The 25817-nt window shown below is 67.9% G+C and carries 20 protein-coding genes; 11 read left to right on the top strand and 9 right to left on the bottom strand.

Annotated elements, in window-relative coordinates:
- Positions 1-219 precede the first annotated feature (219 nt).
- Positions 220-795 (bottom strand): CGNR zinc finger domain-containing protein, encoded by a 576-nt coding sequence (locus ACWCP6_RS08660; RefSeq protein WP_450931646.1) that lies wholly within the window; start codon positions 793-795, stop codon positions 220-222.
- A 103-nt stretch (positions 796-898) separates the two neighbouring features.
- Here ACWCP6_RS08660 and ACWCP6_RS08655 point away from each other — a divergent pair, with 103 nt between their 5' ends.
- On the top strand, positions 899-2071 hold the full coding sequence (locus ACWCP6_RS08655; RefSeq protein ID WP_450931645.1) for an epoxide hydrolase family protein: 1173 nt from the start codon (positions 899-901) through the stop codon (positions 2069-2071).
- A 163-nt stretch (positions 2072-2234) separates the two neighbouring features.
- Here ACWCP6_RS08655 and dnaB read toward each other — a convergent pair whose 3' ends face one another.
- The gene (gene dnaB, locus ACWCP6_RS08650; RefSeq protein ID WP_450931644.1) at positions 2235-3707 is read right to left on the bottom strand and encodes a replicative DNA helicase; all 1473 of its coding nucleotides are present in this window, start codon (positions 3705-3707) and stop codon (positions 2235-2237) included.
- A 460-nt stretch (positions 3708-4167) separates the two neighbouring features.
- Between dnaB and ACWCP6_RS08645 the strand changes: the two genes are divergently transcribed.
- On the top strand, positions 4168-5505 hold the full coding sequence (locus ACWCP6_RS08645) for an MATE family efflux transporter (RefSeq protein WP_450931643.1): 1338 nt from the start codon (positions 4168-4170) through the stop codon (positions 5503-5505).
- Between the two features lie 248 nt (positions 5506-5753).
- Here ACWCP6_RS08645 and rplI read toward each other — a convergent pair whose 3' ends face one another.
- The 4 genes from rplI to rpsF all read right to left on the bottom strand — a co-directional run bounded on the left by rplI (position 5754) and on the right by rpsF (position 7483).
- A complete protein-coding gene (gene rplI, locus ACWCP6_RS08640) occupies positions 5754-6200 on the bottom strand; it encodes a 50S ribosomal protein L9 (protein WP_450931642.1) in 447 nt (148 codons plus the stop codon).
- Positions 6201-6218: 18 nt separating this feature from the next.
- On the bottom strand, positions 6219-6455 hold the full coding sequence (rpsR, locus tag ACWCP6_RS08635; RefSeq protein ID WP_003949403.1) for a 30S ribosomal protein S18: 237 nt from the start codon (positions 6453-6455) through the stop codon (positions 6219-6221).
- Between the two features lie 71 nt (positions 6456-6526).
- A complete protein-coding gene (locus tag ACWCP6_RS08630) occupies positions 6527-7114 on the bottom strand; it encodes a single-stranded DNA-binding protein (protein ID WP_450931641.1) in 588 nt (195 codons plus the stop codon).
- Positions 7115-7192: 78 nt separating this feature from the next.
- Positions 7193-7483, bottom strand: a complete 291-nt coding sequence (rpsF, locus tag ACWCP6_RS08625; protein ID WP_053724701.1) for a 30S ribosomal protein S6 — start codon at positions 7481-7483, stop codon at positions 7193-7195.
- 289 nt (positions 7484-7772) lie between these two features.
- On the opposite strand from rpsF, the gene ACWCP6_RS08620 reads away from it, so the two are divergent.
- The 3 genes from ACWCP6_RS08620 (at position 7773) to ACWCP6_RS08610 (ending at position 10606) form a co-directional block, all read left to right on the top strand.
- Positions 7773-8108: a hypothetical protein gene (locus tag ACWCP6_RS08620; protein ID WP_450931640.1), complete on the top strand. Its 336-nt coding sequence runs from the start codon at positions 7773-7775 to the stop codon at positions 8106-8108.
- Positions 8109-8341: 233 nt separating this feature from the next.
- On the top strand, positions 8342-9463 hold the full coding sequence (gene femX / locus ACWCP6_RS08615; RefSeq protein WP_450931639.1) for a peptidoglycan bridge formation glycyltransferase FemX: 1122 nt from the start codon (positions 8342-8344) through the stop codon (positions 9461-9463).
- A gap of 111 nt (positions 9464-9574) precedes the next feature.
- Positions 9575-10606, top strand: coding sequence for an alanine racemase (locus ACWCP6_RS08610; RefSeq protein ID WP_450931638.1), 1032 nt, complete (start codon positions 9575-9577; stop codon positions 10604-10606).
- Positions 10607-10765: 159 nt separating this feature from the next.
- On the opposite strand, the gene ACWCP6_RS08605 is transcribed toward ACWCP6_RS08610, so the two are convergent.
- Both ACWCP6_RS08605 and ACWCP6_RS08600 read right to left on the bottom strand, forming a co-directional pair.
- Complete coding sequence (locus ACWCP6_RS08605) at positions 10766-12292, bottom strand: glycosyltransferase family 87 protein (protein WP_450931637.1); 1527 nt, start codon at positions 12290-12292, stop codon at positions 10766-10768.
- A 106-nt stretch (positions 12293-12398) separates the two neighbouring features.
- Positions 12399-15071, bottom strand: a complete 2673-nt coding sequence (locus ACWCP6_RS08600; protein WP_450931636.1) for a transglycosylase domain-containing protein — start codon at positions 15069-15071, stop codon at positions 12399-12401.
- A 370-nt stretch (positions 15072-15441) separates the two neighbouring features.
- Here ACWCP6_RS08600 and ACWCP6_RS08595 point away from each other — a divergent pair, with 370 nt between their 5' ends.
- The 4 genes from ACWCP6_RS08595 to ACWCP6_RS08580 all read left to right on the top strand — a co-directional run bounded on the left by ACWCP6_RS08595 (position 15442) and on the right by ACWCP6_RS08580 (position 19290).
- Positions 15442-16134 (top strand): PadR family transcriptional regulator, encoded by a 693-nt coding sequence (locus ACWCP6_RS08595; RefSeq protein WP_450931635.1) that lies wholly within the window; start codon positions 15442-15444, stop codon positions 16132-16134.
- Positions 16135-16194: 60 nt separating this feature from the next.
- On the top strand, positions 16195-17277 hold the full coding sequence (locus tag ACWCP6_RS08590; protein WP_450931634.1) for an inositol-3-phosphate synthase: 1083 nt from the start codon (positions 16195-16197) through the stop codon (positions 17275-17277).
- A gap of 100 nt (positions 17278-17377) precedes the next feature.
- Complete coding sequence (locus ACWCP6_RS08585; protein WP_450931633.1) at positions 17378-18658, top strand: MFS transporter; 1281 nt, start codon at positions 17378-17380, stop codon at positions 18656-18658.
- A gap of 116 nt (positions 18659-18774) precedes the next feature.
- Positions 18775-19290: an LppU/SCO3897 family protein gene (locus ACWCP6_RS08580; protein ID WP_450931632.1), complete on the top strand. Its 516-nt coding sequence runs from the start codon at positions 18775-18777 to the stop codon at positions 19288-19290.
- 109 nt (positions 19291-19399) lie between these two features.
- Here ACWCP6_RS08580 and ACWCP6_RS08575 read toward each other — a convergent pair whose 3' ends face one another.
- Positions 19400-20875, bottom strand: a complete 1476-nt coding sequence (locus ACWCP6_RS08575; RefSeq protein WP_450931631.1) for a CCA tRNA nucleotidyltransferase — start codon at positions 20873-20875, stop codon at positions 19400-19402.
- Between the two features lie 276 nt (positions 20876-21151).
- On the opposite strand from ACWCP6_RS08575, the gene ACWCP6_RS08570 reads away from it, so the two are divergent.
- Together ACWCP6_RS08570 and murJ are read left to right on the top strand one after the other, a co-directional pair.
- Positions 21152-23512, top strand: coding sequence for a DUF6049 family protein (locus ACWCP6_RS08570; protein WP_450931630.1), 2361 nt, complete (start codon positions 21152-21154; stop codon positions 23510-23512).
- Positions 23513-23558: 46 nt separating this feature from the next.
- Entirely contained in the window at positions 23559-25748 is a 2190-nt protein-coding gene (gene murJ / locus ACWCP6_RS08565) for a murein biosynthesis integral membrane protein MurJ (RefSeq protein WP_450931629.1), read from the top strand.
- Positions 25749-25817 lie beyond the last annotated feature (69 nt).

Raw genomic sequence — 25817 nt, 5'->3', positions numbered from 1 at the left:
ATCGGCCGCCCGGCCGACGCGAACATGACCTCCAGCGCGGTCTCCACCCACCCTGTGGGTCTCGGCTTCGTTGTCTGGTGACAGCTCTGTGACCTGCGGCTCTGTATGTTGATCCAGCCCACCAGGTCGTCTCCGTCCAGGAGCATCAGGAGGCGGCAGGTTCGAGGGCGAGGTTTTCGTCGCAGGCATGGGGACCACTTGGATGCACCGAGGGAACGATTACTCCGCTGATCTGGAGTTTTTGCGCCGGTTGGCATTGAAGCGCGCCTTCTTCTGACGATTGCCGCATGTGTTCATGTCGCACCATTTGCGGGTGCGACTTTGGCTGGTGTCGAAGAAGGCGGCTCGGCAGGTTGGCGATGCGCACAAGGCCAATTTTCCGTCTCGTTCGCCTGCGATGACGCTGATCGCGTCGGCGGCGATCACGCTGAGGGCGTCCTCCACGCAGGAAGCCGAGCTGAGCCGCCATCGCCGCTTGCCCTCGGGTGTCAGGATCGCCGCCGCCCGACCCCGAGCGCTGCAGTCATTGATGACTTGGACAGCGGACGCAGGGAGAGCGTCCTGGATCGCGGCCGCTGTCGCGGCGGCGTGAATCGACTCCCTCAGTTCCCGAGCCAGTTCGAGCTGGGCGGTTGTGCAGGAGTCCACGGCGAGGCCGTACACCGCCAGCCAGTCGACGAGTCGGTCCGGCGTGGGAATGCGCTCCACGGCGTCGCCATGACGCTCCGACAGAGTCCCCGTGAAGCTGGTCGCCAGCACGGTACCGAGGCGAAAGTCAGGGAACCCAGCACGCATGGAACCACCTTAGCTGGTTGCACGCAGACATGAAGGCATAGTAGAACCGCCTTAGCCGGTTCACGATAGGTCGCAGCCGGTTCCGCGACGGCCAGGAGGTCTCATGCCCCGTCCAACCAGCGACGTGCAAGCATTTGAAGCCCACGCAACTGACGCCGACCTCGACGATCTGCGCGCGCGACTGGCCGCGGCGCGGCTACCGGAGGCAGAGACGGTCTGTCGCGCCGCGCCCGACCCTCGCCGATGGGAACAGGGCGTTCCTCTCGCCGACCTCGTCGATGTCGTGAACTACTGGCGCACCGGGTACAACTGGCGGTCGTTCGAGGAGCGCATCAACCGAATCGGCCAGTTCCGAACGACCATTGATGATCTGGGAATCCACTTCCTGCACCGCCGATCCGCGCGTGCAGATGCCACTCCTCTGATCATGACGCACGGCTGGCCGGGCAGCATTGCCGAGTTCATCGATGTAGTGGACGAGCTGGCAGATCCGAAGGATGCGGACGCGCCGGCGTTCCACGTCGTGGCCCCGTCGCTGCCAGGCTTTGGTTACAGCGACAAGCCGGCCACCACCGGGTGGGGAACCGAAAAGATCGCGGCCGCATGGGTGGATCTGATGGGAAGGCTCGGCTACAGCAAGTTCGTAGCCCACGGCGGCGACTGGGGTGGGAATATCACCACGGTTCTCGGCGGCAGGTTTCCCGCGCACGTTCTCGGCATCCACACATTGTTCGCGGAGGCGCCGCCCGGGTTGACAACGGACGGGCTGACGGCGGTCGAGCGTAAATGGGCCGAGGAAACCCGCGATTTCTGGCGCCACCGCGCGGCGTACGCGAAGCAGCAGGCGACCCGACCGCAGACCATCGGCTACTCGCTCGTCGACTCACCGGTCGGGCTTCTTGCCTGGATCCTCGACAAGTTCGCCGAGTGGTCAGACACCGAGGACAGCCCGTTCGAGACGATTTCCAGAGACCGCATTCTGGACGACGTCACCCTGTATTGGCTGACGCGGACCGGCGCATCGGCGGCCCGCATTTACTACGAAAGCCACAACTCGCTGGACCCCGAACTACGGGTCGACGTCCCGTCAGCGATCACGATGTATCCCCGCGACGTCGAGAAGTGTCCGCGCGCCTGGGCACAGGAGCGGTACCGACAGATCGTCCGATGGAGGTCGCCCGAAAGCGGGGGACACTTCCCGTCGCTGGAGATTCCCGAGTATTTCGTCAAGGACCTGCAAGAAGGCCTCGCGGCAGTGCTGGCCGCTAATCGGTGAACGCGACTGGGTTCCCGCACTCGATCACCGCCTGATCCGGCTCGCTCACCCAAACGGGTGAGGGTGCTGGACAGGCAGTCTCAGAACCGCTGCACAAGTGCGGCTGACGTGAAGTCAGCTCTGAGACTGCGAAGCAGAATCTGAGACCCTACACACCCGGGGATCAGGTCTGGGCCATGTCCACGAAGCGTGAGTAGTGGCCCTGGAAGGCGACCGTGATGGTGGCGGTGGGGCCGTTACGGTGCTTGGCGACGATCAGGTCCGCCTCGCCGGCGCGGGGAGACTCCTTCTCATAGGCGTCCTCGCGGTGCAGCAGGATGACCATGTCGGCGTCCTGCTCGATGGAGCCCGACTCACGCAGGTCCGAGACCATCGGCTTCTTGTCCGTGCGCTGCTCGGGACCACGGTTCAGCTGGGAGAGCGCGATCACGGGGACCTCCAGCTCCTTGGCCAGCAGCTTCAAGTTACGGGACATGTCCGAGACCTCCTGCTGACGGCTCTCGGCACGCTTGGAGCCGCCGGACTGCATCAGCTGGAGGTAGTCGATGACCACGAGCTTGAGATCATTGCGCTGCTTCAGCCGACGGCACTTGGCGCGGATCTCCATCATCGACAGGTTCGGGGAGTCGTCGATGTAGAGCGGGGCGGCGGAGACATCGGGCATCCGGCGCGCAAGACGCGTCCAGTCCTCGTCGGTCATGGTGCCGGACCGCATATGGTGCAGCGCCACACGCGCCTCCGCCGACAGCAGGCGCATCGCGATTTCGTTGCGCCCCATTTCCAGCGAGAAGATCACGCTGGGCAGGTTGTTCTTGATGGAGGCCGCCCGCGCGAAGTCGAGCGCGAGCGTGGACTTTCCCATCGCGGGACGGGCCGCGATGACGATCATCTGGCCGGGGTGCAGACCGTTCGTCAGCGAGTCGAAGTCGGAGAAGCCTGTAGGCACACCGGTCATCTCGCCACTGCGCGAACCGATGGCCTCGATCTCGTCGAGCGCGCCCTCCATGATGTCGCTCAGCGGAAGATAGTCCTCGCTGGTGCGCTGCTCGGTGACCGCATAGATCTCGGCCTGGGCACTGTTCACGATCTCGTCGACGTCGCCGTCGGCCGCATAACCCATCTGGGTGATGCGCGTACCGGCCTCGACGAGACGACGGAGCACGGCGCGCTCGTGGACGATCTCCGCGTAGTACTCGGCGTTCGCCGCGGTCGGCACGGTCTGGACGAGGGTGTGCAGATACGAGGCGCCGCCGACGCGGGTGATCTCGCCGCGCTTGGTCAGCTCGGCGGCGACGGTGATCGGGTCGGCCGGCTCGCCCTTGGCGTAGAGGTCGAGGATCGCCTGATAGATCGTCTCGTGTGCCGGCCGGTAGAAGTCATGACCCTTGAGCACCTCGACGACGTCCGCGATGGCGTCCTTGGACAGCAGCATGCCGCCGAGCACAGACTGCTCGGCGTCGAGGTCCTGCGGCGGTACCCGCTCGAAGGAGGATCCCCCGTCCCAGGACTCGCCCTCGCGCCCCCGGTCGTGCTGCTCTTCCCGGCCACGGCCGCCTTCACGGCGACGGGCGGCGGGCAGCCGGTCCCCCGGTCCGCTGTCGGCCCACGGGTCGTCCAAGGGCTCGGAAATGCTCACCGGGCCACCTCCTCCCGTCCGCCGCGCGGACCTCGCCGTGCCCCTCTTTCATACGGCACGACACTGACAAAACAAGAGGCCCAACTCCGGTTCTGACGCGTCGGTTTTGCGTGGTTTCCGAGGCCGTGGGACGGAGCGGGCGCCGGACCACGGTAGGCCCGCGGGCACCGTCAGCCAATCTGGTTATCCACAGGCCGTGTGGATGACGGCCCCTATGCTGTGGAGAACCCGCCAAAACCTGTGCACGAGCCGGTGGACAGCTCTGTGAACAAGCCCTCAGCGTTCTTGACGCATACCCACTGACCTGCGTGTTTCCCATCCACCGGCTGTGCAGAAGAAAAACTTTCCCGCAGGGATCAAGATCATCGCAAACGGTGCACCCGACAGCTTTCGACTGGACCAGAAGTAAGGGGTCCAATGGCATTGCATCTCTTACCTGTGGAAGATTAGATTGGCGCCCATGACACTAGCTCCCCCGGCGATCAGGACTGCCCGGCGACGGCACGACCGAGAGATCATCGCGCTGGCCGTCCCGGCCTTCGGCGCACTCGTCGCGGAGCCCCTCTTCGTGATCGCCGACAGCGCCATCGTCGGCCACCTCGGCACCGCTCAGCTCGCCGGCCTCGGCGTCGCCTCGGCGCTTCTCACGACAGCTGTCAGTGTCTTCGTCTTCCTCGCCTATGCGACCACGGCCGCTGTCGCCCGCCGGGTCGGAGCCGGTGATCTCAAGGCCGCGATACGCCAGGGCATGGACGGCATCTGGCTCGCCCTGATCCTCGGCGCGGCCGTCATCGTCGCCGTCCTGCCCACCGCGCCCGCCCTCGTCCACCTCTTCGGCGCTTCGGACACCGCGGCCCCGTACGCGACCACCTATCTACGCGTCTCCGCACTGGGCATCCCCGCGATGCTCGTGGTGCTCGCCGCGACCGGCGTCCTGCGCGGCCTCCAGAACACAAAGACCCCGCTGTACGTCGCGGTCGCCGGCTTCGTCGCCAACGCGGCTCTCAACGCCGGTCTCGTCTACGGCGCCGGTCTCGGCATCGCGGGCTCCGCATGGGGCACGGTCATCGCCCAGTGCGGCATGGCTGCCGTCTACCTCGGCGTCGTCGTACGCGGTGCTCGCCGGCATGGCGCCTCGCTACGCCCGGACGCCGCAGGCATCAAGGCATGCGCCCACGCAGGCGCCCCGCTGCTGATCCGTACCCTCTCGCTGCGCGCGATCCTGATGATCGCCACGGCCGTGGCGGCCCGTCTGGGCGACGCGGACATCGCGGCCCACCAGATCGCTCTGTCCCTGTGGAGCCTGCTCGCCTTCGCGCTGGACGCCATCGCCATCGCCGGGCAGGCGATCATCGGCCGCTATCTGGGCGCCGACGACGCCCAGGGCGCCCGCGACGTCTGCCGCCGCATGGTGCAGTGGGGCATCGCCTCGGGCATCGTGCTGGGCCTGTTGGTCGTGGTGACCCGGCCGCTGTTCATCCACCTGTTCACCGGGGACCGCGTGGTCCAGGACACCGCGCTGCCCGCCCTGGTCGTGGTCGCCGTCTCCCAGCCGATCTGTGGTGTCGTCTTCGTACTCGACGGGGTGCTGATGGGCGCAGGCGACGGCCCGTATCTCGCGCGGGCGATGCTTGTGACCCTGGCCGTCTTCACACCGGTGGCACTGCTCGTACCCGTCCTCGGCGGTGGGCTGACTGCCCTGTGGGGCGCCATGACCCTCATGATGACGGTGCGGATGCTGACGCTGTTGCTGCGTTCCCGCTCCGGCCGCTGGGTCGTCACGGGAGCCACACGATGACGTGTGCCCGGCACGCTGCCGATCGACATCATCCGTGGCCGGTGCATCCGGCCGCCGCCGTTTCACGTGAAACACCTGCACTCGGGTGAACCGCGCAGGCGGTGAAGAGGACCCCGCGCGGATACAGGGCCACAGGGCGGGCCATGCGCCACGAGGACGCCGAACGGGCCACGCACCACGAAGACACGAAGAAGGGCCGCACCCGGTGACGGGTGCGGCCCTTCTCTCAGCTCTGCCGAGCGCAGCCCTTAGGCCGCGACGACCTCGATGTTGACCTTGGCGGCAACCTCGGGGTGCAGACGCACGGATGTCGCGTGGGCGCCCAGCGTCTTGATCGGCGCGCCCAGCTCGATGCGGCGCTTGTCGACCTCGGGACCACCAGCGGCCTTGATCGCCGAAGCGACGTCGGCCGGGGTGACGGAACCGAAGAGACGACCGGCGTCGCCGGAGCGGACGGCCAGGCGGACCTTGACGCCCTCGAGCTGGGCCTTGATCTCGTTGGCCTGCTCGATGGTCGCGATCTCGTGGATCTTGCGAGCGCGACGGATCTGCTCGACGTCCTTCTCGCCGCCCTTGGTCCAGCGGATAGCGAAGCTCCGCGGGATCAGGTAGTTGCGAGCGTAACCGTCCTTGACGTCGACGACGTCGCCCGCGGCACCGAGGCCGGAGACCTCGTGGGTGAGGATGATCTTCATGTGTCGGTCACCCTTCCCTTAGCGCGCGGTGGAGGTGTAGGGCAGCAGCGCCATCTCACGGCTGTTCTTCACAGCCGTGGCGACGTCACGCTGGTGCTGCGTGCAGTTGCCGGTCACGCGGCGGGCACGGATCTTGCCGCGGTCGGAAATGAACTTCCGCAGCATGTTCGTGTCCTTGTAGTCCACGTACGTGACCTTGTCCTTGCAGAAAGCGCAGACCTTCTTCTTCGGCTTGCGCACAGGCGGCTTCGCCATGGTGTTTCTCCTGTGTGATCAAGAAGTGTGGGTACGAACCCGTCCCTGAAGGGAGGCCCTGGAAGGGACCCCTAGAAGGGGGGCTCGTCCGAGTAGCCGCCGCCGGAGCCTCCGCCCCAGCCGCCACCGCCGCCGCCCTGCTGGCCGCCACCGGCCGGCGCACCGGTCGCCCAGGGGTCGTCGCCGGAAGCGCCGCCGCCCTGCTGCTGACCGCCACCGGAGCCACCGCCCCAGCTGCCGCCCTGCTGGCCGCCACCGCCGCCGCCGTAACCACCCTGGCCACCCCGGCCACCGCCGGCGGTCTTGGTGACCTTGGCCGTGGCATTGCGCAGGCTCGCGCCGACCTCGTCGACATCGAGCTCGTAGACCGTGCGCTTGACGCCCTCACGGTCCTCGTAGGACCGCTGCTTCAGCCGGCCCTGCACGATGACGCGCATGCCTCGCTGGAGCGACTCGGCGACGTTCTCCGCCGCCTGACGCCAGACCGAGCAGGTCAGGAAGAGGCTTTCGCCGTCCTTCCACTCGTTGGTCTGACGGTCGAAGGTGCGGGGAGTGGACGCGACGCGGAACTTCGCGACCGCCGCACCGGAAGGGGTGAAGCGCAGCTCGGGGTCGTCGACAAGATTGCCGACGACCGTGATGACGGTCTCGCCTGCCATGGGGGAACCTCTCGGCGGGTTTGCTGCTGGCTGCTTGGTGCTGCTACTCGGTTCCCGAGATCAGCTGAGCTCGGAAGCTCAGTGGGTCTCGGGACGGAGGACCTTGGTCCGGAGGACCGACTCGTTCAGGTTCATCTGACGGTCGAGCTCCTTGACGACCGCAGGCTCGGCCTGAAGGTCGATGACCGTGTAGATGCCCTCGGGCTTCTTCTTGATCTCGTACGCGAGACGACGACGGCCCCAGGTGTCGACCTTCTCCACCTTTCCGTTGCCCTCACGGACGACGGAGAGGAAGTTCTCGATCAGCGGGGAGACAGCGCGCTCCTCGAGATCGGGGTCGAGGATGACCATCACCTCGTAGTGACGCATGTGGAACCCACCTCCTTTGGACTCAGCGGCCACGGTCGTTCCGTGGCAGGAGGGTTGTGATGCGTGAGCAACAGTATCTGCGAGTAAATCAGCCACCACTGACAATCGGACCCCGCGAGCGGGGTTCCGGCCGTGTGGCCCTGTCGTGGGCTGGGCAGACACCGGTGCAGACGGTACAGAGTACCCGCACACCCGCTTCCGGTTGAAATCCGGCGGCGGTGACCCCCAATCTGGTACGCACCGGGTGTGTACGGCGCTAGGATGCGCCGCCTTCCGCAGGAGGTGCCTCATGGCACAGGCAATGCGACCGAACCCCTCGAACCCCCCGTCCGCGAGTTCCGCGAGCTCCCTCTTCGCCACGGACGGCAAGCCCCACCCCCTCCCGGACGCGCTGATGGGGGTGACCCTGGTTCTCGGGGTGATCGCGTTCGTCACGGCGATGTTCGACAACCTCCATCTCCTCAGCTCCTGGGTCGGGCTGATCGGGATCTTCACCGGCGCCTACGGACAGTTCGTCTCCGAGACGACGCGTGAGCGCTTCTGGCTGATCCTGGGCCTCGGCGCCTCCGCCATCGGGTTCTACCTGGGCATGGCGCACGGCGGACTCTTCGGCGGCCTCTTCTGACACCGAGCCCCACCGGGTGCCGCTGATCCGGTCCGGGCCCCCTGGGCGGCCCATCCGGTCCGCGCACGGCCCTCGAGCCGACCGGACGGCTCCATTCCGCGCCCCGGCCGCGCACAGGCCGGGGCGCCGGTGGCGTGCGGCCCGACAGGGCGCTTGCGGAGCGCAGTAGGCTTCGGCGCGAGAGCCGGAGCCCCTGTACCCATGGGGACACACCACTCCGAGGAGCGCCCCGAATGACCCTGACCCTGAGGACCATCAGCCGTGAGCAGCATCTGGCCTACATCCAGAGCCTGCCCTCGGCGAGCCACATGCAGGTCCCGGCCTGGGCCGACGTGAAGGCGGAGTGGCGCTCGGAGAACCTCGGCTGGTTCGACGACAGGACGGGCGAGCTGGTGGGCGCCGGACTGGTGCTGTACCGGCAGCTGCCCAAGATCAAGCGCTACCTCGCCTATCTGCCCGAGGGGCCGGTGATCAACTGGTACGCGCCGAACCTCGACGAGTGGATCCAGCCGATGCTGGCCCATCTGAAGCAGCAGGGCGCCTTCTCCGTGAAGATGGGCCCACCGGTGATCATCCGCCGCTGGGAGGCCGCTTCGATCAAGAAGGGCATCCAGGACCCGGATGTGAAGCGGCTGCGGGACATCGAGGCCGACTTCATCGAGCCGCGTGCCTTCGAGGTGGCCGACAAGCTGCGCCGTATGGGCTGGCAGCAGGGCGAGGACGGCGGCGCCGGCTTCGGCGACGTGCAGCCCCGCTACGTCTACCAGGTGCCGCTCGCGAACCGCTCCCTGGAAGAGGTCCACAAGAACTTCAACCAGCTGTGGCGCCGCAACATCAAGAAGGCCGAGAAGGCCGGCGTCGAGGTCGTCCAGGGCGGTTACCAGGACCTCGAGGAATGGCAGCGTCTGTACGAGATCACCGCGGTCCGCGACCACTTCCGGCCGCGCCCGCTGTCGTACTTCCAGCGCATGTGGACGGCCCTCAACACCGAGGACCCCAACCGCATGCGGCTCTACTTCGCCCGGCACAACGGCGTGAACCTGTCGGCCGCGACGATGCTCATCGTGGGCGGTCACGTCTGGTACTCCTACGGCGCCTCGGACAACATCGGCCGCGAGTTCCGGCCCTCGAACGCCATGCAGTGGCGGATGCTCCGGGATGCGTATGCGCTCGGCGCCACCGTCTACGACCTGCGCGGCATCAGCGACTCCCTCGACGAGTCCGACCACCTGTTCGGCCTGATCCAGTTCAAGGTGGGCACCGGCGGACAGGCGGCCGAGTACCTCGGCGAGTGGGACTTCCCGCTCAACAAGCTGCTGCACAAGGCGCTGGACATCTACATGTCGCGCCGCTGACGCGGCCTCCGGTCCCCGCGTCGTCGCCGGGGACAGGGCAGAATCCCTGTTCATACCGCTGATTCACCTCAGCGATCCATCGCAGCCACGAGAAAGGTTCCGGGACCGGCCATGGCGCTCACGCTCTACGTCGACACCGCGCGCTGGCGGGCACACCACAAGCACGTGATCGAGCAGTTCCCGGGCATCGTCCCGGTCTGCAAGGGCAACGGCTACGGCTTCGGTCACGAGCGGCTCGCCGAGGAGGTCACGCGCTTCGGCTCGGACATCCTCGCCGTCGGCACGACGTACGAGGCGGCCCGGATCAAGGACTGGTTCGGCGGTGACCTGCTGGTACTGACCCCGTTCCGCCGGGGTGAGGAGCCGGTGCCGCTGCCCGACCGCGTCATCCGCTCCGTCTCCTCGGTCGACGGGGTACACGGCCTCGTCGGCGCACGGGTCGTCATCGAGGTGATGTCCTCGATGAAGCGGCACGGTGTGAGCGAGCAGGACCTGCCGCAGCTGCACGCGGCGATCGAGGACGTGCGTCTCGAAGGATTCGCGATCCACCTGCCGCTGGACCGCACCGACGGCTCGGACGCCGTCGAGGAGGTCATCGGCTGGATGGACCGGCTGCGCGCGGCACGGCTGCCGCTGCACACCATGTTCGTCAGCCACCTCCGTGCCGAGGAACTCGTCCGGCTGCAGCAGCAGTTCCCGCAGACCCGCTTCCGTGCCCGCATCGGTACCCGGCTGTGGCTGGGGGACCACGAAGCGACGGAGTACCGGGGTGCGGTCCTCGACGTCACGCGGGTCGCCAAGGGGGACCGGTTCGGCTACCGGCAGCAGAAGGCGACCTCGGACGGCTATCTGGTGGTCGTGGCGGGCGGTACGTCGCACGGCGTGGGCCTGGAGGCCCCGAAGGCGCTGCACGGCGTCATGCCGCGCGCCAAGGGCGTGGCACGGGCGGGCCTGGCGACGGTCAACCGGAACCTTTCGCCGTTCGTCTGGGCGGGCAAGCAGCGCTGGTTCGCGGAGCCGCCGCACATGCAGGTGTCGATCCTCTTCGTCCCGGCCGACGCGCCCGAGCCGCAGGTCGGCGAGGAACTGGTCGCCCATCTCCGGCACACGACCACGCAGTTCGACCGGATCGTCGAGCGCTGACCTCCTCGTCCGCGCCCGCACCGGGACGGACATCGGCTGACGCCGCGTGCAGAGGACGCCCGCACGCGACTCGGCCGACGGCGTCGCCGTACGTCCGGAGCCGGCCGTGTCGCCGGCCACGGACGGCCCCTGTCCGAGGCCCCCGCCAGGGGCGTTCGCTCAGAGCGAACGGTCGAGGCCCGGGACCTCGGCAGCGCCCGGACCGCCCTTGGCGGTACCCCACTCGACGTACGGCCCCTCGTAGTGCGCCGCGTGCCGGGGCGGGTGAGCCGCACGGCCGAGGGCGAACACGTCCTCGGCGCCGTCCAGTACACCCCCCGACGGGTCGTCGTCCCCAGCCCTCCGTACGACGTCCCTCTCGGGCATCAGGATGTCCCGGACGACGACGCCGCACAGATACAGCGTGCCGAGCAGATGCACGATGATCACGAAGTGGTAGCCGTCGGTCGGCAGCCCCTGGTGCTTGTCCTCGCTCGTCGTATAAGCGAGATACAGCCAGATCCCGAGGAAGTACGCGACCTCGCAGCCCTGCCAGATCAGGAAGTCGCGCCAGCGCGGCCGGGCCAGCGCGGCCAGCGGGATCAGCCACAGGACGTACTGCGGTGAGTAGACCTTGTTGGTCAGGATGAAGGCGGCCACCACCAGGAAGGCGAGCTGGGCGAAGCGCGGCCGCCGCGGTGCTGCCAGTGCAAGGGCCGCGATTCCCAGACATGCGACGAGCATCAGCACCGTGGCGAGGGTGTTGACCAGACTCGTCTGGAGCGGCGTGTTCATGCGTTGGGAGATGATCAGCCAGAAGGACCCGAAGTCGACGCCCCGTTCCTGGCTGAACCGGTAGAACTTCGACCAGCCCTCGAAGGCCGGCACCATCACCGGAAGGTTCACCACCAGCCAGGCGACCACCGCACCGGCGAGAGCCTTCCCGAAGGCCCTCCACTTCCCGGCGCGCCAGCACAGCAGGAACACAGGTCCCAGCAGCAGCACGGGATAGAGCTTCGCGGCAGTGGCGAGGCCGAGGAGCACACCGAAGGCGAGGGTCCGGCCGCGGGACCACATCAGCATCGCGGCGGCCGTGAGCGCCACGGCGAACAGATCCCAGTTGATCGTCGAGGTCAGGGCGAAGGCGGGCGCCAGGGCCACCAGCAGGGCGTCCCACGGGCGGCGACGGTGGGTGCGGGCCACACAGACGGCGATGACCGCGGTGCAGATCATCAGCATGGCGGCATTGGCCACCCAGTACACCTGCTCCTGGTGCTGGAGCGAGCCGCTGCCCGGGGTGATCCAGGCGGCGACCTCCATGAACACACCGGTCAGCACCGGGTACTCGAGGTAGTCCATGTCGCCGGTCAGCTTGTCGAAGTACGGTACGAGCCCGTCGGCGAAGCCCCGGCCCTGGTACAGGTGCGGGATGTCGGAGTAGCAGGCGTGCGTGTACTGCGAGCTGGCACCGAAGAACCAGGCCCCGTCGTAGCAGGGCAGCTTCTGCACCATCCCGAGCGCGAACATCCCGATGGCGACGAGCGCGATGACACGCACGGGGTTCCACCAGGACGTTCCGAGGAGGGCCCGTCGGCCGATCGGGCCGCCGATCAGCTCACTGCCGGCCGCGGCGACCTCGTCCTCCCTGGTCGGCAGCACCGGCTCCCGTTCGTGCACGCTCTCGTGCGTCGTCTCTGCACTGGGCATGCCGCCATCCTGCCGTACGGAGCCCGGAACACGGCGAGGGCCGCCACACCCAGCGGTGTGACGGCCCTCGTTTCACGTGAAACACACGTGTTTGGGGTGATGACGGCTATCCGGCCGGTCCGCCGAAGAAGCCACCTCCGTTGCCATTACCCCCTGGCTTTCCGCCTGTGGTGCCTGTGCTGTCCGTCGGCGAGGGACTGGGCGAGGTGCCACCGGTGGTGCCGGTGTCGGTGCCGCCGTTGTCCTGACCGCCGTTGGTGTTGCACTTCCAGTCGAACGGACCACAGGTGTTGCCGTTGCCCGGGGTCTTGGACGGGGAGGGCGACGGCGAATTCGACGCCGAGGGGGACGGGCTCTCCGAGGGCGACGAGGTGACCGACGGGGTCGGGCTCGGGCTCGGGGTGGCGCCGACGATCTCACCGATGGGCTGCGGCGGTGTGAAGGCCTTGATCGGTGCCCCCTGGAGGGCCTGCATCATGTAGTCGCGCCAGATCTGGGACGGGAACGAGGCACCGTGGATCTTCTCCTCGCCACCCGTGCCGAACATCTCCAGGAACTGGCGCTTCTTGCTCTTCTCGTTGTCGTCGAGGCGGTACATCGTGATCGCCGTCGACAGCTGCGGGGTGTATCCGACGAACCAGGCGGACTTGTTGCCGTCCGTCGTACCCGTCTTACCGGCCACCTCACGGCCGGGCAGCTGTGCATTGGTACCGGTGCCCTTGTCGACGACCGTCCTGAGCACGTCGGTGACGTTGTTGGCGACGTTCGAGGGATACGCCTGGCTGGCCTTGTTGGCGTGCGTGTAGACCGGCGCGCCCTCGTGCTTGACCTGCTTGACCGAGAACGGCTCGTGCTGCTGGCCCTCATCGGCGAAGGTCCCGTAGGCGCCCGCCATACGGATCGCGCTGGGGTCGGAGGTACCGATCGAGAAGGACGGGAAGTGCGAGCTGGCCAGGCTCTCCTTCAGCAGACCCGCGTCCAGGGCCGACTGTCGCACCTTGTCGAGGCCGACGTCCATGCCGAGCTGCACGTAGGGCGAGTTGGCGGAGACCCGCATCGCCTCGCGCAGATCGATCATGTAGTTGGGCTTCTCCCCGTACGACTCACCGCCGTCGTTGGTCTGCAGCCACTCCTTGCCGTCCCGGTCCGTCCAGACGGTCCCGTCGTAGTTCTTTATCTTCAGCTTGTTCTTGGCCACGAACAGGCTCTTGGGCGAGACCAGCGTCCGCTGGGCGGCCCCCTGGGTCTCGGGACCCTTGGGGTCGCGCACGCCGTCGCGCATGGCGGCAGCCAGCACGAACGGCTTGAACGTCGAACCGACCTGCGCACCCGTCTGGTCGGCGTTGTTCGTGAAGTGCTTGGTGGCGTCCTCACCACCGTAGATCGCCTTGATCGCGCCGCTCGTCGGGTCAACGGAGGCACCGCCGAACTGGACGTAGGTGTCCTTGTCGGGGCGCAGCTTCGGGTTGATCTTGGCCTTGCGGACCTTGTTCACGGCCTTCTCGAGCGCCTCCACCTTCTTCTTGTCGAAGGTGGTGTGGATCTCGTAGCCACCCTGCTGGAGCTGGTCCTGGGTGATCTTGGTGTTATGGAGGATGTACCCGTTGGCGAGATCGACGAGATACCCGACCTGGCCGCCCAGCGCCGCGTTGGCCCGCGGGGGCCTCGGCTCCGGGAACTTGGTGAACGTGGCCCGATCGGCGGCGCTCAGCCGGTGGTCCTTGACCTCCTCGTCGAGGATCCACTTCCAGCGCGCCGTGGCCCGCTGGCGGTTCGCCTGGGGATTGGCAGCAGGGTCGATCGCCGTCGCACCGGCCGGGTCGTAATACGTCGCGCCCTTGAGCAGAGCCGCCAGGAAGGCGGTCTGGCTCGCGTTGAGATCGTTGGCGTCCTTGCCGTAGTACGTGCGGGCGGCGGCCTGGATGCCGTAGGCGCCACGGCCGTAGTAGGCGGTGTTCAGGTAGCCGGCCATGATCTGCGGCTTGGGGACCTGAGCTCCCACCTTTATGGAGATGAAGAGTTCCTTGAACTTACGCGTGAGCGTCTGCGACTGGTCGTCCAGCCGGGCGTTCTTCACGTACTGCTGGGTGATGGTGGAACCACCCTGGGTCTGGCCGCCCTGCGCCATGTTGAACAAGGCGCGGGCGATACCCATCGGGTCGACGCCCTTGTCGGTCTCGAACGTCTTGTTCTCCGCCGACATCACGGCGTACCGCATCGAGGCGGGAATCTCGTCGTAGCTGATGATCTGGCGGTTCGTCTCACCGCCGGTCGCGACCATCTGGGACCCGTTGGACCAGTAGTAGACGTTGTTCTGGGCCTTGGCCGCCTTCGCAATGTCCGGGACGGCAACCAGGTAGTAGGCGACGCCCGCCACTATCATCAGACTGCCCACGAAGCCCAGGAAGAGACCGGTCACAAGCTTCCACGACGGCACCCAGCGGCCGGCGCCGGTCTTGTACGCGCGCGGATAGTCGATGATCCGTTTCTTGTCCGGCGGAGCCGGTCGGCCCCTGCCGCGCCCCGGCCCGCGGCCCGCAGGCTCGGGAGCCCGGCGCCGGCCGGTCGAGCGCTGTGCCGCCCGGCGCGCCTCGGCTCGGCCTCCGTAGGGGCGCTCCTCGCCCCCGGACGGATACTCGTCATAGGGATCGGCCGGCGATCCATTGTTTGCTCGCGGTGTGGCCCGGCGGCCTGGTGCCCCTCCGGACGCGCTTCGTCGGGCCGCGGCGCGTCCGCCACCCTGCGGCGGCTGCGGCGGTTTGCGACGGTGCTCGCTCATCGAACGACTACTCCTCGGGCAGGCGCTGACACGCCTGGAAACGGCGGCTGGTTTCCGGTTCCCCCCGATGTACGGACGTGGCCGAAACGGCACTCACCCGTACTGCACCGAGGACAACGACGCCCCCCGGCATCACTTGGTTCCCGGCGGTCTGCATGGCGCACAGACTACGCATCTCCAAAACCGCCCTAGTGCTGACATTCACCCCAATTCAGGCAACTCGCTTGCAACGAATCAGTGATGTGATGCCGTTCACCGCGCCCCCACTTGTCGCAACCGGAAGGCCGTTCTATCGTCGAGATGTATCGAGTCGATACATCAGCTCGACATAAAGACGCGTGACGGTGGATCCAGGCGAGAGGAGGCGACGATGAGCCGGCGTTCCGGCATCCTCGAATTCGCCGTCCTGGGCCTGCTGCGCGAGTCGCCCATGCACGGCTATGAGCTGCGCAAACGACTCAATACGTCACTGGGGGTGTTCCGCGCCTTCAGCTATGGGTCGCTCTACCCATGCCTCAAGACCCTGGTCGCCAACGGATGGTTGATCGAGGAATCGGGCGGCACGCCCGAGGATGCCCTTGCCGCCTCTCTCTCGGGGCGCCGCGCCAAGATCGTCTATCGATTGACGGCGGAAGGTAAGGAGCACTTCGAGGATCTGCTCTCCCAGACAGGCCCGGACGCGTACGAGGACGAGCACTTCGCCGCCCGGTTCGCCTTCTTCGGGCAGACCTCGCGAGACGTCCGTATGCGCGTGCTCGAAGGCCGGCGCAGCCGGCTGGAAGAGCGCCTGGAGAAGATGCGCGCCTCGCTGGCACGCACCCGGGAGCGCCTTGACGACTACACCCTTGAGCTCCAGCGGCACGGCATGGAGTCCGTGGAGCGCGAAGTCCGCTGGCTGAACGAGCTGATCGAAAGCGAGCGAGCGGGGCGGGATCAGCGACGACCCCTCTCCGACGGCTCGGATCGGGCTCGGTCCCAGCAGGACGAGGCTGGGAAGGCGGACGGCCTGCCCCGGCACCGGGACGGCACCCGGCCGGATCCGTCCGACGACACCTTCAAGTGAGGCCCTGCATCTGTGCAGGACTTCATCCGGATTACCGAGAACACACAGGGAGCAACCGGAATGGGTTCGGTTCGCGTAGCCATCGTCGGCGTGGGCAACTGCGCCGCCTCGCTGGTGCAGGGCGTCGAGTACTACAAGGACGCCGACCCGGACAGCAAGGTCCCGGGCCTCATGCACGTCCAGTTCGGCGACTACCACGTCCGTGACGTCGAGTTCGTCGCCGCCTTCGACGTCGACGCGAAGAAGGTCGGCCTCGACCTCGCGGACGCCATCGGCGCCAGCGAGAACAACACCATCAAGATCTGCGACGTGCCCTCGACGGGTGTGACGGTCCAGCGCGGCCACACCCTGGACGGTCTCGGCAAGTACTACCGCGAGACCATCGAGGAGTCCTCCGAGACCCCGGTGGACGTCGTCCAGGTGCTCAAGGACAAGCAGGTCGACGTTCTCGTCTGCTACCTGCCGGTCGGCTCCGAGGACGCCGCGAAGTTCTACGCGCAGTGCGCCATCGACGCCAAGGTCGCCTTCGTCAACGCCCTCCCGGTCTTCATCGCCGGCACCAAGGAGTGGGCGGACAAGTTCACCGAGGCGGGCGTCCCGATCGTCGGTGACGACATCAAGTCGCAGGTCGGCGCCACCATCACGCACCGCGTCATGGCGAAGCTGTTCGAGGACCGGGGCGTCGTCCTGGACCGCACCATGCAGCTGAACGTCGGCGGCAACATGGACTTCAAGAACATGCTCGAGCGCGAGCGCCTGGAGTCCAAGAAGATCTCCAAGACGCAGGCCGTCACCTCGCAGATCCCCGACCGGGACCTCGGCGAGAAGAACGTCCACATCGGCCCGTCCGACTACGTCGCGTGGCTCGACGACCGCAAGTGGGCCTACGTCCGCCTCGAGGGCCGTGCCTTCGGTGACGTCCCGCTGAACCTGGAGTACAAGCTCGAGGTGTGGGACTCGCCGAACTCCGCGGGTGTCATCATCGACGCCCTGCGCGCCGCGAAGATCGCCAAGGACCGCGGCATCGGCGGCCCGATCCTCTCCGCGTCCTCGTACTTCATGAAGTCCCCGCCGGTCCAGTACTTCGACGACCAGGCTCGTGAGAACGTCGAGAAGTTCATCAAGGGCGAGGTCGAGCGCTAAGCGGCCGACGGCGCGACTGCACAGTCCGCCTCCGTGAGAGCGGTCGAGGGTCCCCGGGCATTTCCGCCCGGGGACCCTCCTCGTATGTGAGGCTGGGGTCATGCCTGTCGTACGTGACCTGCGCGTACTCCTGCGCTTCCAGGGCTTCCGGCGCCTGCTCGCCGTACGACTGCTCTCCCAGTGCGCCGACGGCGTCTACCAGGTCGCGCTCGCGACGTATGTCGTCTTCTCCCCGGAGAAACAGGCCTCCGCCGCGGCGATCGCCTCCGCGATGGCCGTGCTGCTCCTTCCGTACTCCCTCATCGGTCCTTTCGCCGGTGTGCTCCTCGACCGATGGCAGCGCCGTCAGGTCTTCCTCTACGGCAATGCGCTGCGTGCGCTCCTCGCCGCCGTGACGGCCCTGCTGATCCTCAACCACGTCCCGGACTGGCTCTTCTACGTCTCCGCGCTGTGTGTCACGGCCGTCAACCGCTTCGTCCTGGCCGGACTCTCGGCCGCCCTGCCCAGGGTCGTGGACACCGAGCGTCTGGTGATGGCGAACTCCGTATCGCCCACGGCCGGAACGCTCGCCGCGACCGCGGGCGGCGCGCTCGCCTTCGCCGTGCGCCTCCTGGGCCCGGACTCCGATGCCGCCGTCGTCCTGTGCGGCGCGGTGCTCTACCTCTGCGCGGGACTCGCCGCCGTGCGCATCCCGCGCGAACTCCTCGGGCCCGACACCGCCCTGACGCACACTCCGTTGGCCTCCCAGCTCGCGGGGACCGCACGCGGACTCGCCGCGGGGGTACGGCACCTCGTGGAGCCGGCACGCAGGCCCGCGGCCTGGGCCCTCGGGGCGATGACGCTGATGCGCTTCTGCTACGGAGCACTGACCGTCATGGTGCTGATGCTGTGCCGCTACGCATGGTCGTCGCCGTCCGCAGGACAGGCCGGGGCCGACAGGGGGCTGGCGCTGCTGGGACTCGCCGTGGCTCTTTCGGGGGCGGGCTTCTTCGCGGCGGCCGTGGTGACCCCGTGGGCGGTCGGTCAGTGGGGACCGCGGGGCTGGATCGTCGTCTGCGCCGCTGCCGCCGCAGTCCTGGAACCGGCACTCGCCCTGAGCTTCGCGCAGGTGCCCGTTATGATGGCGGCCTTCGTGCTGGGCCTGATCACCCAGGGCGCGAAGATCGCCACGGACACGGTGGTGCAGTCTTCGGTCGACGACGGTTTCCGCGGCCGGATCTTCTCCCTCTACGACGTGCTCTTCAACGTCGCCTTCGTCGGAGCCGCAGCAGCAGCCGCGCTGATGCTGCCCCCTGACGGGCAATCGGCTCAGTTGGTTCTCACGGTCGCCGTTGTCTACACGGCAATTGCTGTATCTATGGCCCGGTTTGGCGGCCCGTAAGTGTCACATGAGTGCCACAGAGCCCCTCCCGACTTCAGAGTTGTCGGTGGGGCCCGCTAACTTACGTGCGTCTTATTTCACGCCACGCGCGCTTACGTTCGAGGGGGACCCCCAAGTTGACCACTCCGCCGCCGCCCCAGGGCCAGAACCCGTACGCCTCCGCTCCCATGGGGCAGCAGCCCGGCCAGCCGGGAGTTCCTCCGCAGCAGCCCTACGCACCCTTCCCCAACCAGGGCGGCCCCGTCCCGCCGATGGGCGGGGCGCCCGTTCCCCCGCCGCCCGCGCCCTCCAAGGGCGGCGGCAAGAAGGTGCTGCGCATCATAGGCGGCATCCTCGTCGCCATCGTCGTCATCGTCCTGAAGTTCGGTGCCGCCTTCGGCATCCGCTGGTTCGTGGACCGGGACGACGCCGAGACCACCTCCGTCGGTGCCTGCATGCACAACGACGGCACGGACACCAAGGCCGACCTCAATGAGGTCGACTGCTCCTCGAGCGACGCCCAGTACAAGGTGGTCCAGAAGTTCGACTCCAGCGACGAGGACAAGTGCAAGGCCGTCAAGGAATCGACGGTCTACTACGTTCAGTACGGTGGCGGCCACGATGTGGTGCTCTGCCTGAAGGAGAACAAGTAGCGCTCCGGGCGGTATAGGGCGAGGGGCGATGTTTCACGTGAAACATCGCCCCTCGCCCTTCGCGTGGGGGTCGTGTTTCACGTGAAACACGACCCCCACTCCGTATGCGTCAGCCCTGCGCCTGCTGGGCCGTCCACCACTCCTTGAGCGCCGTCGTAGCGGCCTCCTCGCCCATCGGGCCGTGCTCCAGCCTCAGCTCCAGCAGGAACTTGTACGCCTGACCGATGACCGGTCCGGGGCCGACGCCCAGGATCTGCATGATCTGGTTGCCGTCGAGGTCCGGGCGGATCGCGTCCAGCTCCTCCTGCTCCTGGAGCCGTGCGATGCGCTCCTCCAGGCCGTCGTACGCCCGGGAGAGCGCCGCCGCCTTGCGCTTGTTCCGCGTCGTGCAGTCCGAGCGGGTCAGCTTGTGCAGACGCTCCAGCAGCGGGCCGGCGTCACGCACATACCGGCGGACGGCGGAGTCGGTCCACTCGCCCGTGCCGTAGCCGTGAAAGCGCAGGTGGAGCTCGACGAGCTTCGAGACGTCCTTCACAAGGTCATTGGAGTACTTGAGCGCGGTCAGACGCTTCTTGGACATCTTGGCGCCCACCACCTCGTGATGATGGAAGGAGACACGCCCGTCCGACTCGAACCGCCGCGTCCGCGGCTTTCCGATGTCGTGCAGCAGCGCCGCAAGCCTGAGCACCAGGTCCGGCCCCTCGGTCTCCAGCGCCATCGCCTGCTCCAGCACGATCAGCGTGTGGTGGTAGACATCCTTGTGCCGATGGTGTTCGTCACGCTCCAGCCGCAGCGCAGGCAGCTCCGGCAGCACCCGGTCGGCGAGGCCCGTGTCGACGAGCAGCGCGAGGCCCTTGCGAGGGTGAGTGGAGAGGATGAGCTTGTTCAGCTCATCCCGCACACGCTCGGCCGAGACGATCTCGATGCGCTCGGCCATGCCCTTCATGGCCTCCAGCACATCCGAGGCCACCTCGAAGTCCAGCTGGGCGGCGAACCGCGCGGCCCGCATCATGCGCAGCGGGTCGTCGGAGAAGGACTCCTCCGGGGTACCGGGGGTGCGCAGAACCCGTGCGGCCAGGTCCTCGAGTCCGCCGTACGGGTCGACGAACTCCTTCTCGGGCAGTGCCACGGCCATCGCGTTGACCGTGAAGTCCCGGCGCACAAGATCCTGCTCGATAGTGTCGCCGTACGACACCTCGGGCTTGCGCGAGGTCCGGTCGTAGGCCTCGGAGCGATACGTCGTGATCTCGATGTCGAAACGCTGCTCGGTGTCGCCGACGCGTCCCGTCTTCTGGCAGCCGACGGTGCCGAACGCGATCCCGACCTCCCAGACCGCGTCCGCCCACGGGCGGACGATCTTGAGTACGTCCTCGGGGCGGGCGTCGGTCGTGAAGTCCAGGTCATTGCCGAGCCGCCCGAGCAGCGCATCACGGACGGAGCCGCCGACCAGGGCGAGCGAGAACCCGGCTTCCCGGAACCGGCGCGCGAGATCGTCCGCGACAGGGGACACCCGCAGCAGTTCGCTCACCGCTCGGCGCTGCACGTGACTCAGGGCACTGGGATTGTCTTCATTGGCGTTCGGCACAACAGAAAAGAGTACGTGGCGCGGACAGCCGGAGGTGCCTGCATTAAGGCCGGGAACCCCCCGTAAGGCCTCGGACGTCCCTCTCAGAGGCATCTCCTTTCATACGGGGACAAGCTCAGGGATGCCCTGGGTCTCCCCGTGCGGCGGTGCCCGGACGGCCGGCCGGCCCGAAGGTCGCCTCGGTCACTCCGTGGCACTTCACAGCTCCGAGCATCGTTACCATGCGTGGACGCACATTCCGACGACCACTGACGACGACGAGGGACGGGCGAGCGCGTGGCCGAGGCGGCAGACTTCCAGGGGACCAATCCCTCTCCTGCCCGCCGGTGGCTCCGGCGGGCCGGGGCTCTGCTCGCCGCTGCGCCGCTGCTGGCGGGTCTGCTCCAGCTTCCCGCCATCACGTCCGCGTACGGCGCCACGGAGGCCGTCAGGAGCGACACCAGCGGGTCGAGCCCCGTCGATGTCTCCGTGAACTCGCTCACGCCCACCGCGCCGGTCGAGGGGGACACCCTCAAGATCTCCGGAACGGTCACGAACAACGGCAGGCAGCCGGTCACGGGCGCCGAGGTGGGCCTGCGGGTGGGATCGGCGCTCAGCGGGCGCAGCCAGCTCGACGCCATCGCCAAGCGCAGCCGATACGTCCCGGGCGCCGACGGCACGGAGATCGCCGACAAGTACCGTGCGAAGTTCTCCCGGCTCGCCCCGGGCGTCCCGGAGACCTTCAGCCTCTCCGTACCGGTGAAGGACCTCAACCTCGGCGAGGACGGCGTCTACGAGCTCGGAGTCGCCCTGACCGGGCAGACCGCCGCACAGCCGTATGCGCACGTCATGGGCATCGAGCGGACCTTCCTGCCCTGGCAGCCCGAGGCCGCCGACACCAAGACCAAGCTCACCTATCTCTGGCCGCTGATCTCGACCACGCATCTGACGGCCGAGACGGGCTCCGACGAGCAGCAGACCCGCGTCTTCGCCGACGACTCGCTGGCCAAGGAGATCTCGCCCGGCGGCCGCCTGGACCAGATGCTGTCTCTGGGCTCCACCCTGGATGTCACCTGGGTGGTCGATCCGGACCTGCTGGCCTCGGTCGACGCGATGACCAGGCCGTACCGCCTCAAGGGCCCGCACGGCACCACGACGCCGGGCAAGAACCAGGCCGTCGCCAAGCAGTGGCTCAACAAGCTCGAGACGACCGTCAAGGACAAGAAGGTCGTCGCCCTGCCCTTCGCCGACCCCGACCTGGCCTCCCTCGCCCACAACGGCAAGAACGTCTCCGGCTCGCTCAGCTACCTCAAGGGCGCCACCGATGTGGCGTCGATCACGGTGGAGACCGTGCTCCATATGAAGCCGGCCACGGACTTCGCCTGGCCGGCGGACGGCGCGATCGACCCGTCGGTCGTCGACGTCGCCACCTCGGCCGGTGCCGACACGGTGATCGCCCGCAGCGACAGCATGCGGGACTACCGGAGGCTGTCCTACACGCCGAACGCGGCACGGCCCATCGGCGGCGGCACGACCGCGGTGGTGTCCGACGCACGGCTGTCGACCGCCTTCGAGGGCGACATGACGCAGGCCGAGGACTCCACGCTCGCCGTGCAGCGGTTCCTCGCCCAGAGCCTGATGGTGACCCTCCAGGCCCCGGAGAAGCAGCGCTCCCTCGTCGTCGCCCCCCAGCGCATGCCGTCCGCGAGCCAGGCCCAGTCCATGGCGAAGGCCCTGCAGGGGCTCGGTGACGGCCGCTGGTCCCAGCCCGAGGACCTGACGGCAGCCGCGAAGGAGAAGCCGGACCCGGGCGCCACCACCCAGGTTCCGTCGACCTCGGTCTACCCGTCGGCACTGCGCAAGCAGGAGCTGCCCACCTCGGCGTTCGAGGACGTCAAGAAGACCCAGGCCAAGCTGGAGAGCTTCAAGGTCATCCTCACCAGCCCTGACCGGGTGGTGACCCCCTTCGGCCGGGCCATCGACCGCGAGATGTCCACCTCCTGGCGCGGTCGGCCCACCGAGTCGAGCGACTTCCGCCAGTCGGTCCAGCGCTACCTCTCGGTCCTCACGCAGAGCGTTCAGCTGATCCAGAAGTCGGAGACCAAGCTCTCCGGGCGCAGTGCCACCATCCCCGTAACGGTCCAGAACAACCTGTTCCAAGGGGTCGACCACCTCGTCCTGCGGCTGACCTCGACGAAGCCGACACGTCTCAAGATCGTCGACGGCCCATACTCCGAGCAGTCCGTGAAGATCGCGGGCGGTCGCGCCCAGTCACTGAAGTTCACCACATCGGCCAACGCCAACGGCCCGGTCGATGTGATCGCGCAGCTGTACACCGAGGACGGCATCGCCTACGGCAAGCCGGTCCAGTTCAAGGTGAACGTCACCGAGATCACCCCGACGGTGATGCTGGTCATCGCCGGCGGCGTGCTGCTGCTCGTCCTCGCCGGTTTCAGGATGTACACGCAGCGCAAGCGTGCTGCTGCCCGCCGGGAGGCGGAGGATGCCGGAAACGCCCCTGAGGGGGAGAGCGACCCCGAAGGGGAGTCGGGTGACCGGTCCGGGGCAGGCGACCCGGAGCAGCCGAGTGACCCGACACCGGACACCGCATCGGAAAGCGCCGACGCGTCCGGCCCGAATGAGAGAGTGGACCGTTGAGCGATGTCGTGGCCCGTGGGCCCGGGGACGATGAGGTGGGGTAACGATGAACGCGCCGTACAACGGTGACCGCGAGGGCGCGGGCGGCTCCGCCTCGCCCGACGGCCCGCACCCCGGCACGCCCGAGCCCGGCCAGGTGCCACCGCAGCCCGCTGCGGACGTGTACCTCCAGGACGCCTACGACCAGGACCCCTATCGCGGGCAGGACCTCGCGGCCCAGGACCCCGTGACCGAGGCGCTCTACGACCGCGCCGCGCACCCTCCGCCGCCGCCCGGCGCCTACCACGACCCTCAGCAGCTCTACGCGCAGCCGCAGAGCGGCCAGTACACCCCGGACCCCCGTGTGTGGGCGCAGACGCCGCCGCCGGAGCCGTCCGGGCCGATGCGGCATCTGCCGTTCGGCGAGGACGCCCGTACGACGCAGTTCGTGGGCGTCGACGACCTCGTCTCGCACTCGGCCGAGGAGCGCCACGAGCCGGACGCCTTCGCGCATCTGCTGCGGGACCAGCAGGGCGGTCCGAGCCGCCCGCTCACCGAGGCCGCAGCGGTCCCCGCGCCGTCCCCGGCGCCCCTGACCCCGCCGACGGCGCCCCCCACGCCCCGCAAGGGCAAGGCGTCGGGCCTTCTGAAGTCCAGCGCGGTCATGGCGGCGGGAACGCTCGTGTCCCGCCTCACCGGCTTCATCCGCTCCGCGCTGATCGTCTCGGCCCTGGGTGTCGGCCTGCTCGGTGACACCTTCCAGGTCGCGTACCAGCTGCCGACGATGATCTACATCCTCACCGTCGGCGGCGGCCTGAACTCCGTCTTCGTGCCGCAGCTCGTGCGTGCGATGAAGGAGGACGACGACGGCGGCGAGGCGTACGCCAACCGGCTGCTGACGGTCGTGATGGTGGCGCTCGGCGCGCTGACCGCACTCGGTATCGTCGCGGCTCCGCTGCTGATCAGGCTGCTGTCGAACCCAGTGGCCAGCGACCCTGCGGCCAATCAGGTCGGTGTCACCTTCGTCCGTTACTTCCTGCCCTCGATCTTCTTCATGGGCGTCCACGTGGTGATGGGCCAGGTCCTGAACGCGCGCGGGAAGTTCGGCGCGATGATGTGGACGCCGGTCCTCAACAACGTCGTGATCATCGTGACCCTCGGCATGTTCATCTGGGTGTACGGCACCGCGGCCAACTCCGGCATGAAGGTCACGACCATCCCGCCGGAGGGCCAGCGGCTGCTCGGCATCGGCGTACTGCTGGGCCTGGTCGTGCAGGCGCTCGCGATGATCCCGTACCTGCGGGAGACCGGGTTCCGGCTGCGCCTGCGCTTCGACTGGAAGGGCCACGGCCTGGGCAAGGCGGCCATGCTCGCCAAGTGGACCGTGCTCTTCGTCCTCGCCAACCAGGCCGGCGCGATCGTCGTCTCCCAGCTCTCCACCGCCGCGGGCAAGCACTCCTCCGTCGACGGCACCGGCTTCGCCGCCTACGCCAACGCCCAGCTCATCTGGGGCCTGCCGCAGGCCATCATCACCGTCTCGCTGATGGCGGCCCTGCTGCCGCGGATCTCCCGCTCGGCCGCCGAGGGCGACGCCGGGGCCGTCCGGGACGACATCTCCCAGGGGCTGCGCACCACGGCCGTCGCGATCGTGCCCGTCGCGTTCGGCTTCGTCGCGCTCGGCATCCCGATGTGCACGCTGATCTTCGGCTCCTCCGGCACCGACGAGGCCACCAACATGGGCTACATGCTCATGGCCTTCGGTCTCGGCCTGATTCCGTACTCCGTGCAGTACGTCGTGCTGCGCGCCTTCTACGCGTACGAGGACACCCGAACCCCCTTCTACAACACGGTTATTGTCGCCGCCGTCAACGCCGGCGCCTCTGCGCTCTGCTACTTCGTCCTCCCGGCCCGCTGGGCCGTGGTCGGCATGGCCGCCTCGTACGGCCTCGCCTACGCGATCGGTGTCGGTGTCGCCTGGAACCGGCTGCGCAAGCGGCTGGGAGGCGACCTGGACGGTGCGCGGGTGGTGCGGACGTACGCCAGACTCGGCATCGCGTCGGTGCCTGCGGCCCTGCTCAGCGGCGCGGCCTGCTACGGGGTCGGCCGGACCCTGGGACAGGGCGCCGGGGGCTCGCTGCTGGCCCTCCTCGGCGGCGGTGCGGCCCTGCTGGGCATCTTCTTCGTCGCCGCACGGCGTATGCGGATCGAAGAGCTCAACTCACTGGTCGGTATGGTGCGCGGACGACTGGGTCGCTGAGTCGGGGGCATCCGCACAACCATCGTCCGCCGCCGTGTGTCGTGCATAGCGCCGGACTGTGGGCACAAT

Source organism: Streptomyces sp. NPDC002004, from assembly GCF_053593975.1.
This window is presented reverse-complemented; position numbering and strand designations above follow the sequence as displayed.

What these genes read in the sequence shown, in the direction of transcription:
- ACWCP6_RS08600 (WP_450931636.1), bottom strand. Translation starts at nt 15,071, where the DNA reads ATGAGCGAGCACCGTCGCAAACCGCCGCAGCCGCCGCAGGGTGGCGGA.
- ACWCP6_RS08605 (WP_450931637.1), bottom strand. Translation starts at nt 12,292, where the DNA reads ATGCCCAGTGCAGAGACGACGCACGAGAGCGTGCACGAACGGGAGCCG.
- ACWCP6_RS08660 (WP_450931646.1), bottom strand. Translation starts at nt 795, where the DNA reads ATGCGTGCTGGGTTCCCTGACTTTCGCCTCGGTACCGTGCTGGCGACC.
- ACWCP6_RS08585 (WP_450931633.1), top strand. Translation starts at nt 17,378, where the DNA reads ATGCCTGTCGTACGTGACCTGCGCGTACTCCTGCGCTTCCAGGGCTTC.
- ACWCP6_RS08620 (WP_450931640.1), top strand. Translation starts at nt 7,773, where the DNA reads ATGGCACAGGCAATGCGACCGAACCCCTCGAACCCCCCGTCCGCGAGT.
- femX (WP_450931639.1), top strand. Translation starts at nt 8,342, where the DNA reads ATGACCCTGACCCTGAGGACCATCAGCCGTGAGCAGCATCTGGCCTAC.
- ACWCP6_RS08595 (WP_450931635.1), top strand. Translation starts at nt 15,442, where the DNA reads ATGAGCCGGCGTTCCGGCATCCTCGAATTCGCCGTCCTGGGCCTGCTG.
- rpsF (WP_053724701.1), bottom strand. Translation starts at nt 7,483, where the DNA reads ATGCGTCACTACGAGGTGATGGTCATCCTCGACCCCGATCTCGAGGAG.
- rplI (WP_450931642.1), bottom strand. Translation starts at nt 6,200, where the DNA reads ATGAAGATCATCCTCACCCACGAGGTCTCCGGCCTCGGTGCCGCGGGC.
- murJ (WP_450931629.1), top strand. Translation starts at nt 23,559, where the DNA reads ATGAACGCGCCGTACAACGGTGACCGCGAGGGCGCGGGCGGCTCCGCC.
- ACWCP6_RS08655 (WP_450931645.1), top strand. Translation starts at nt 899, where the DNA reads ATGCCCCGTCCAACCAGCGACGTGCAAGCATTTGAAGCCCACGCAACT.
- ACWCP6_RS08630 (WP_450931641.1), bottom strand. Translation starts at nt 7,114, where the DNA reads ATGGCAGGCGAGACCGTCATCACGGTCGTCGGCAATCTTGTCGACGAC.
- ACWCP6_RS08590 (WP_450931634.1), top strand. Translation starts at nt 16,195, where the DNA reads ATGGGTTCGGTTCGCGTAGCCATCGTCGGCGTGGGCAACTGCGCCGCC.
- rpsR (WP_003949403.1), bottom strand. Translation starts at nt 6,455, where the DNA reads ATGGCGAAGCCGCCTGTGCGCAAGCCGAAGAAGAAGGTCTGCGCTTTC.
- ACWCP6_RS08645 (WP_450931643.1), top strand. Translation starts at nt 4,168, where the DNA reads ATGACACTAGCTCCCCCGGCGATCAGGACTGCCCGGCGACGGCACGAC.
- ACWCP6_RS08610 (WP_450931638.1), top strand. Translation starts at nt 9,575, where the DNA reads ATGGCGCTCACGCTCTACGTCGACACCGCGCGCTGGCGGGCACACCAC.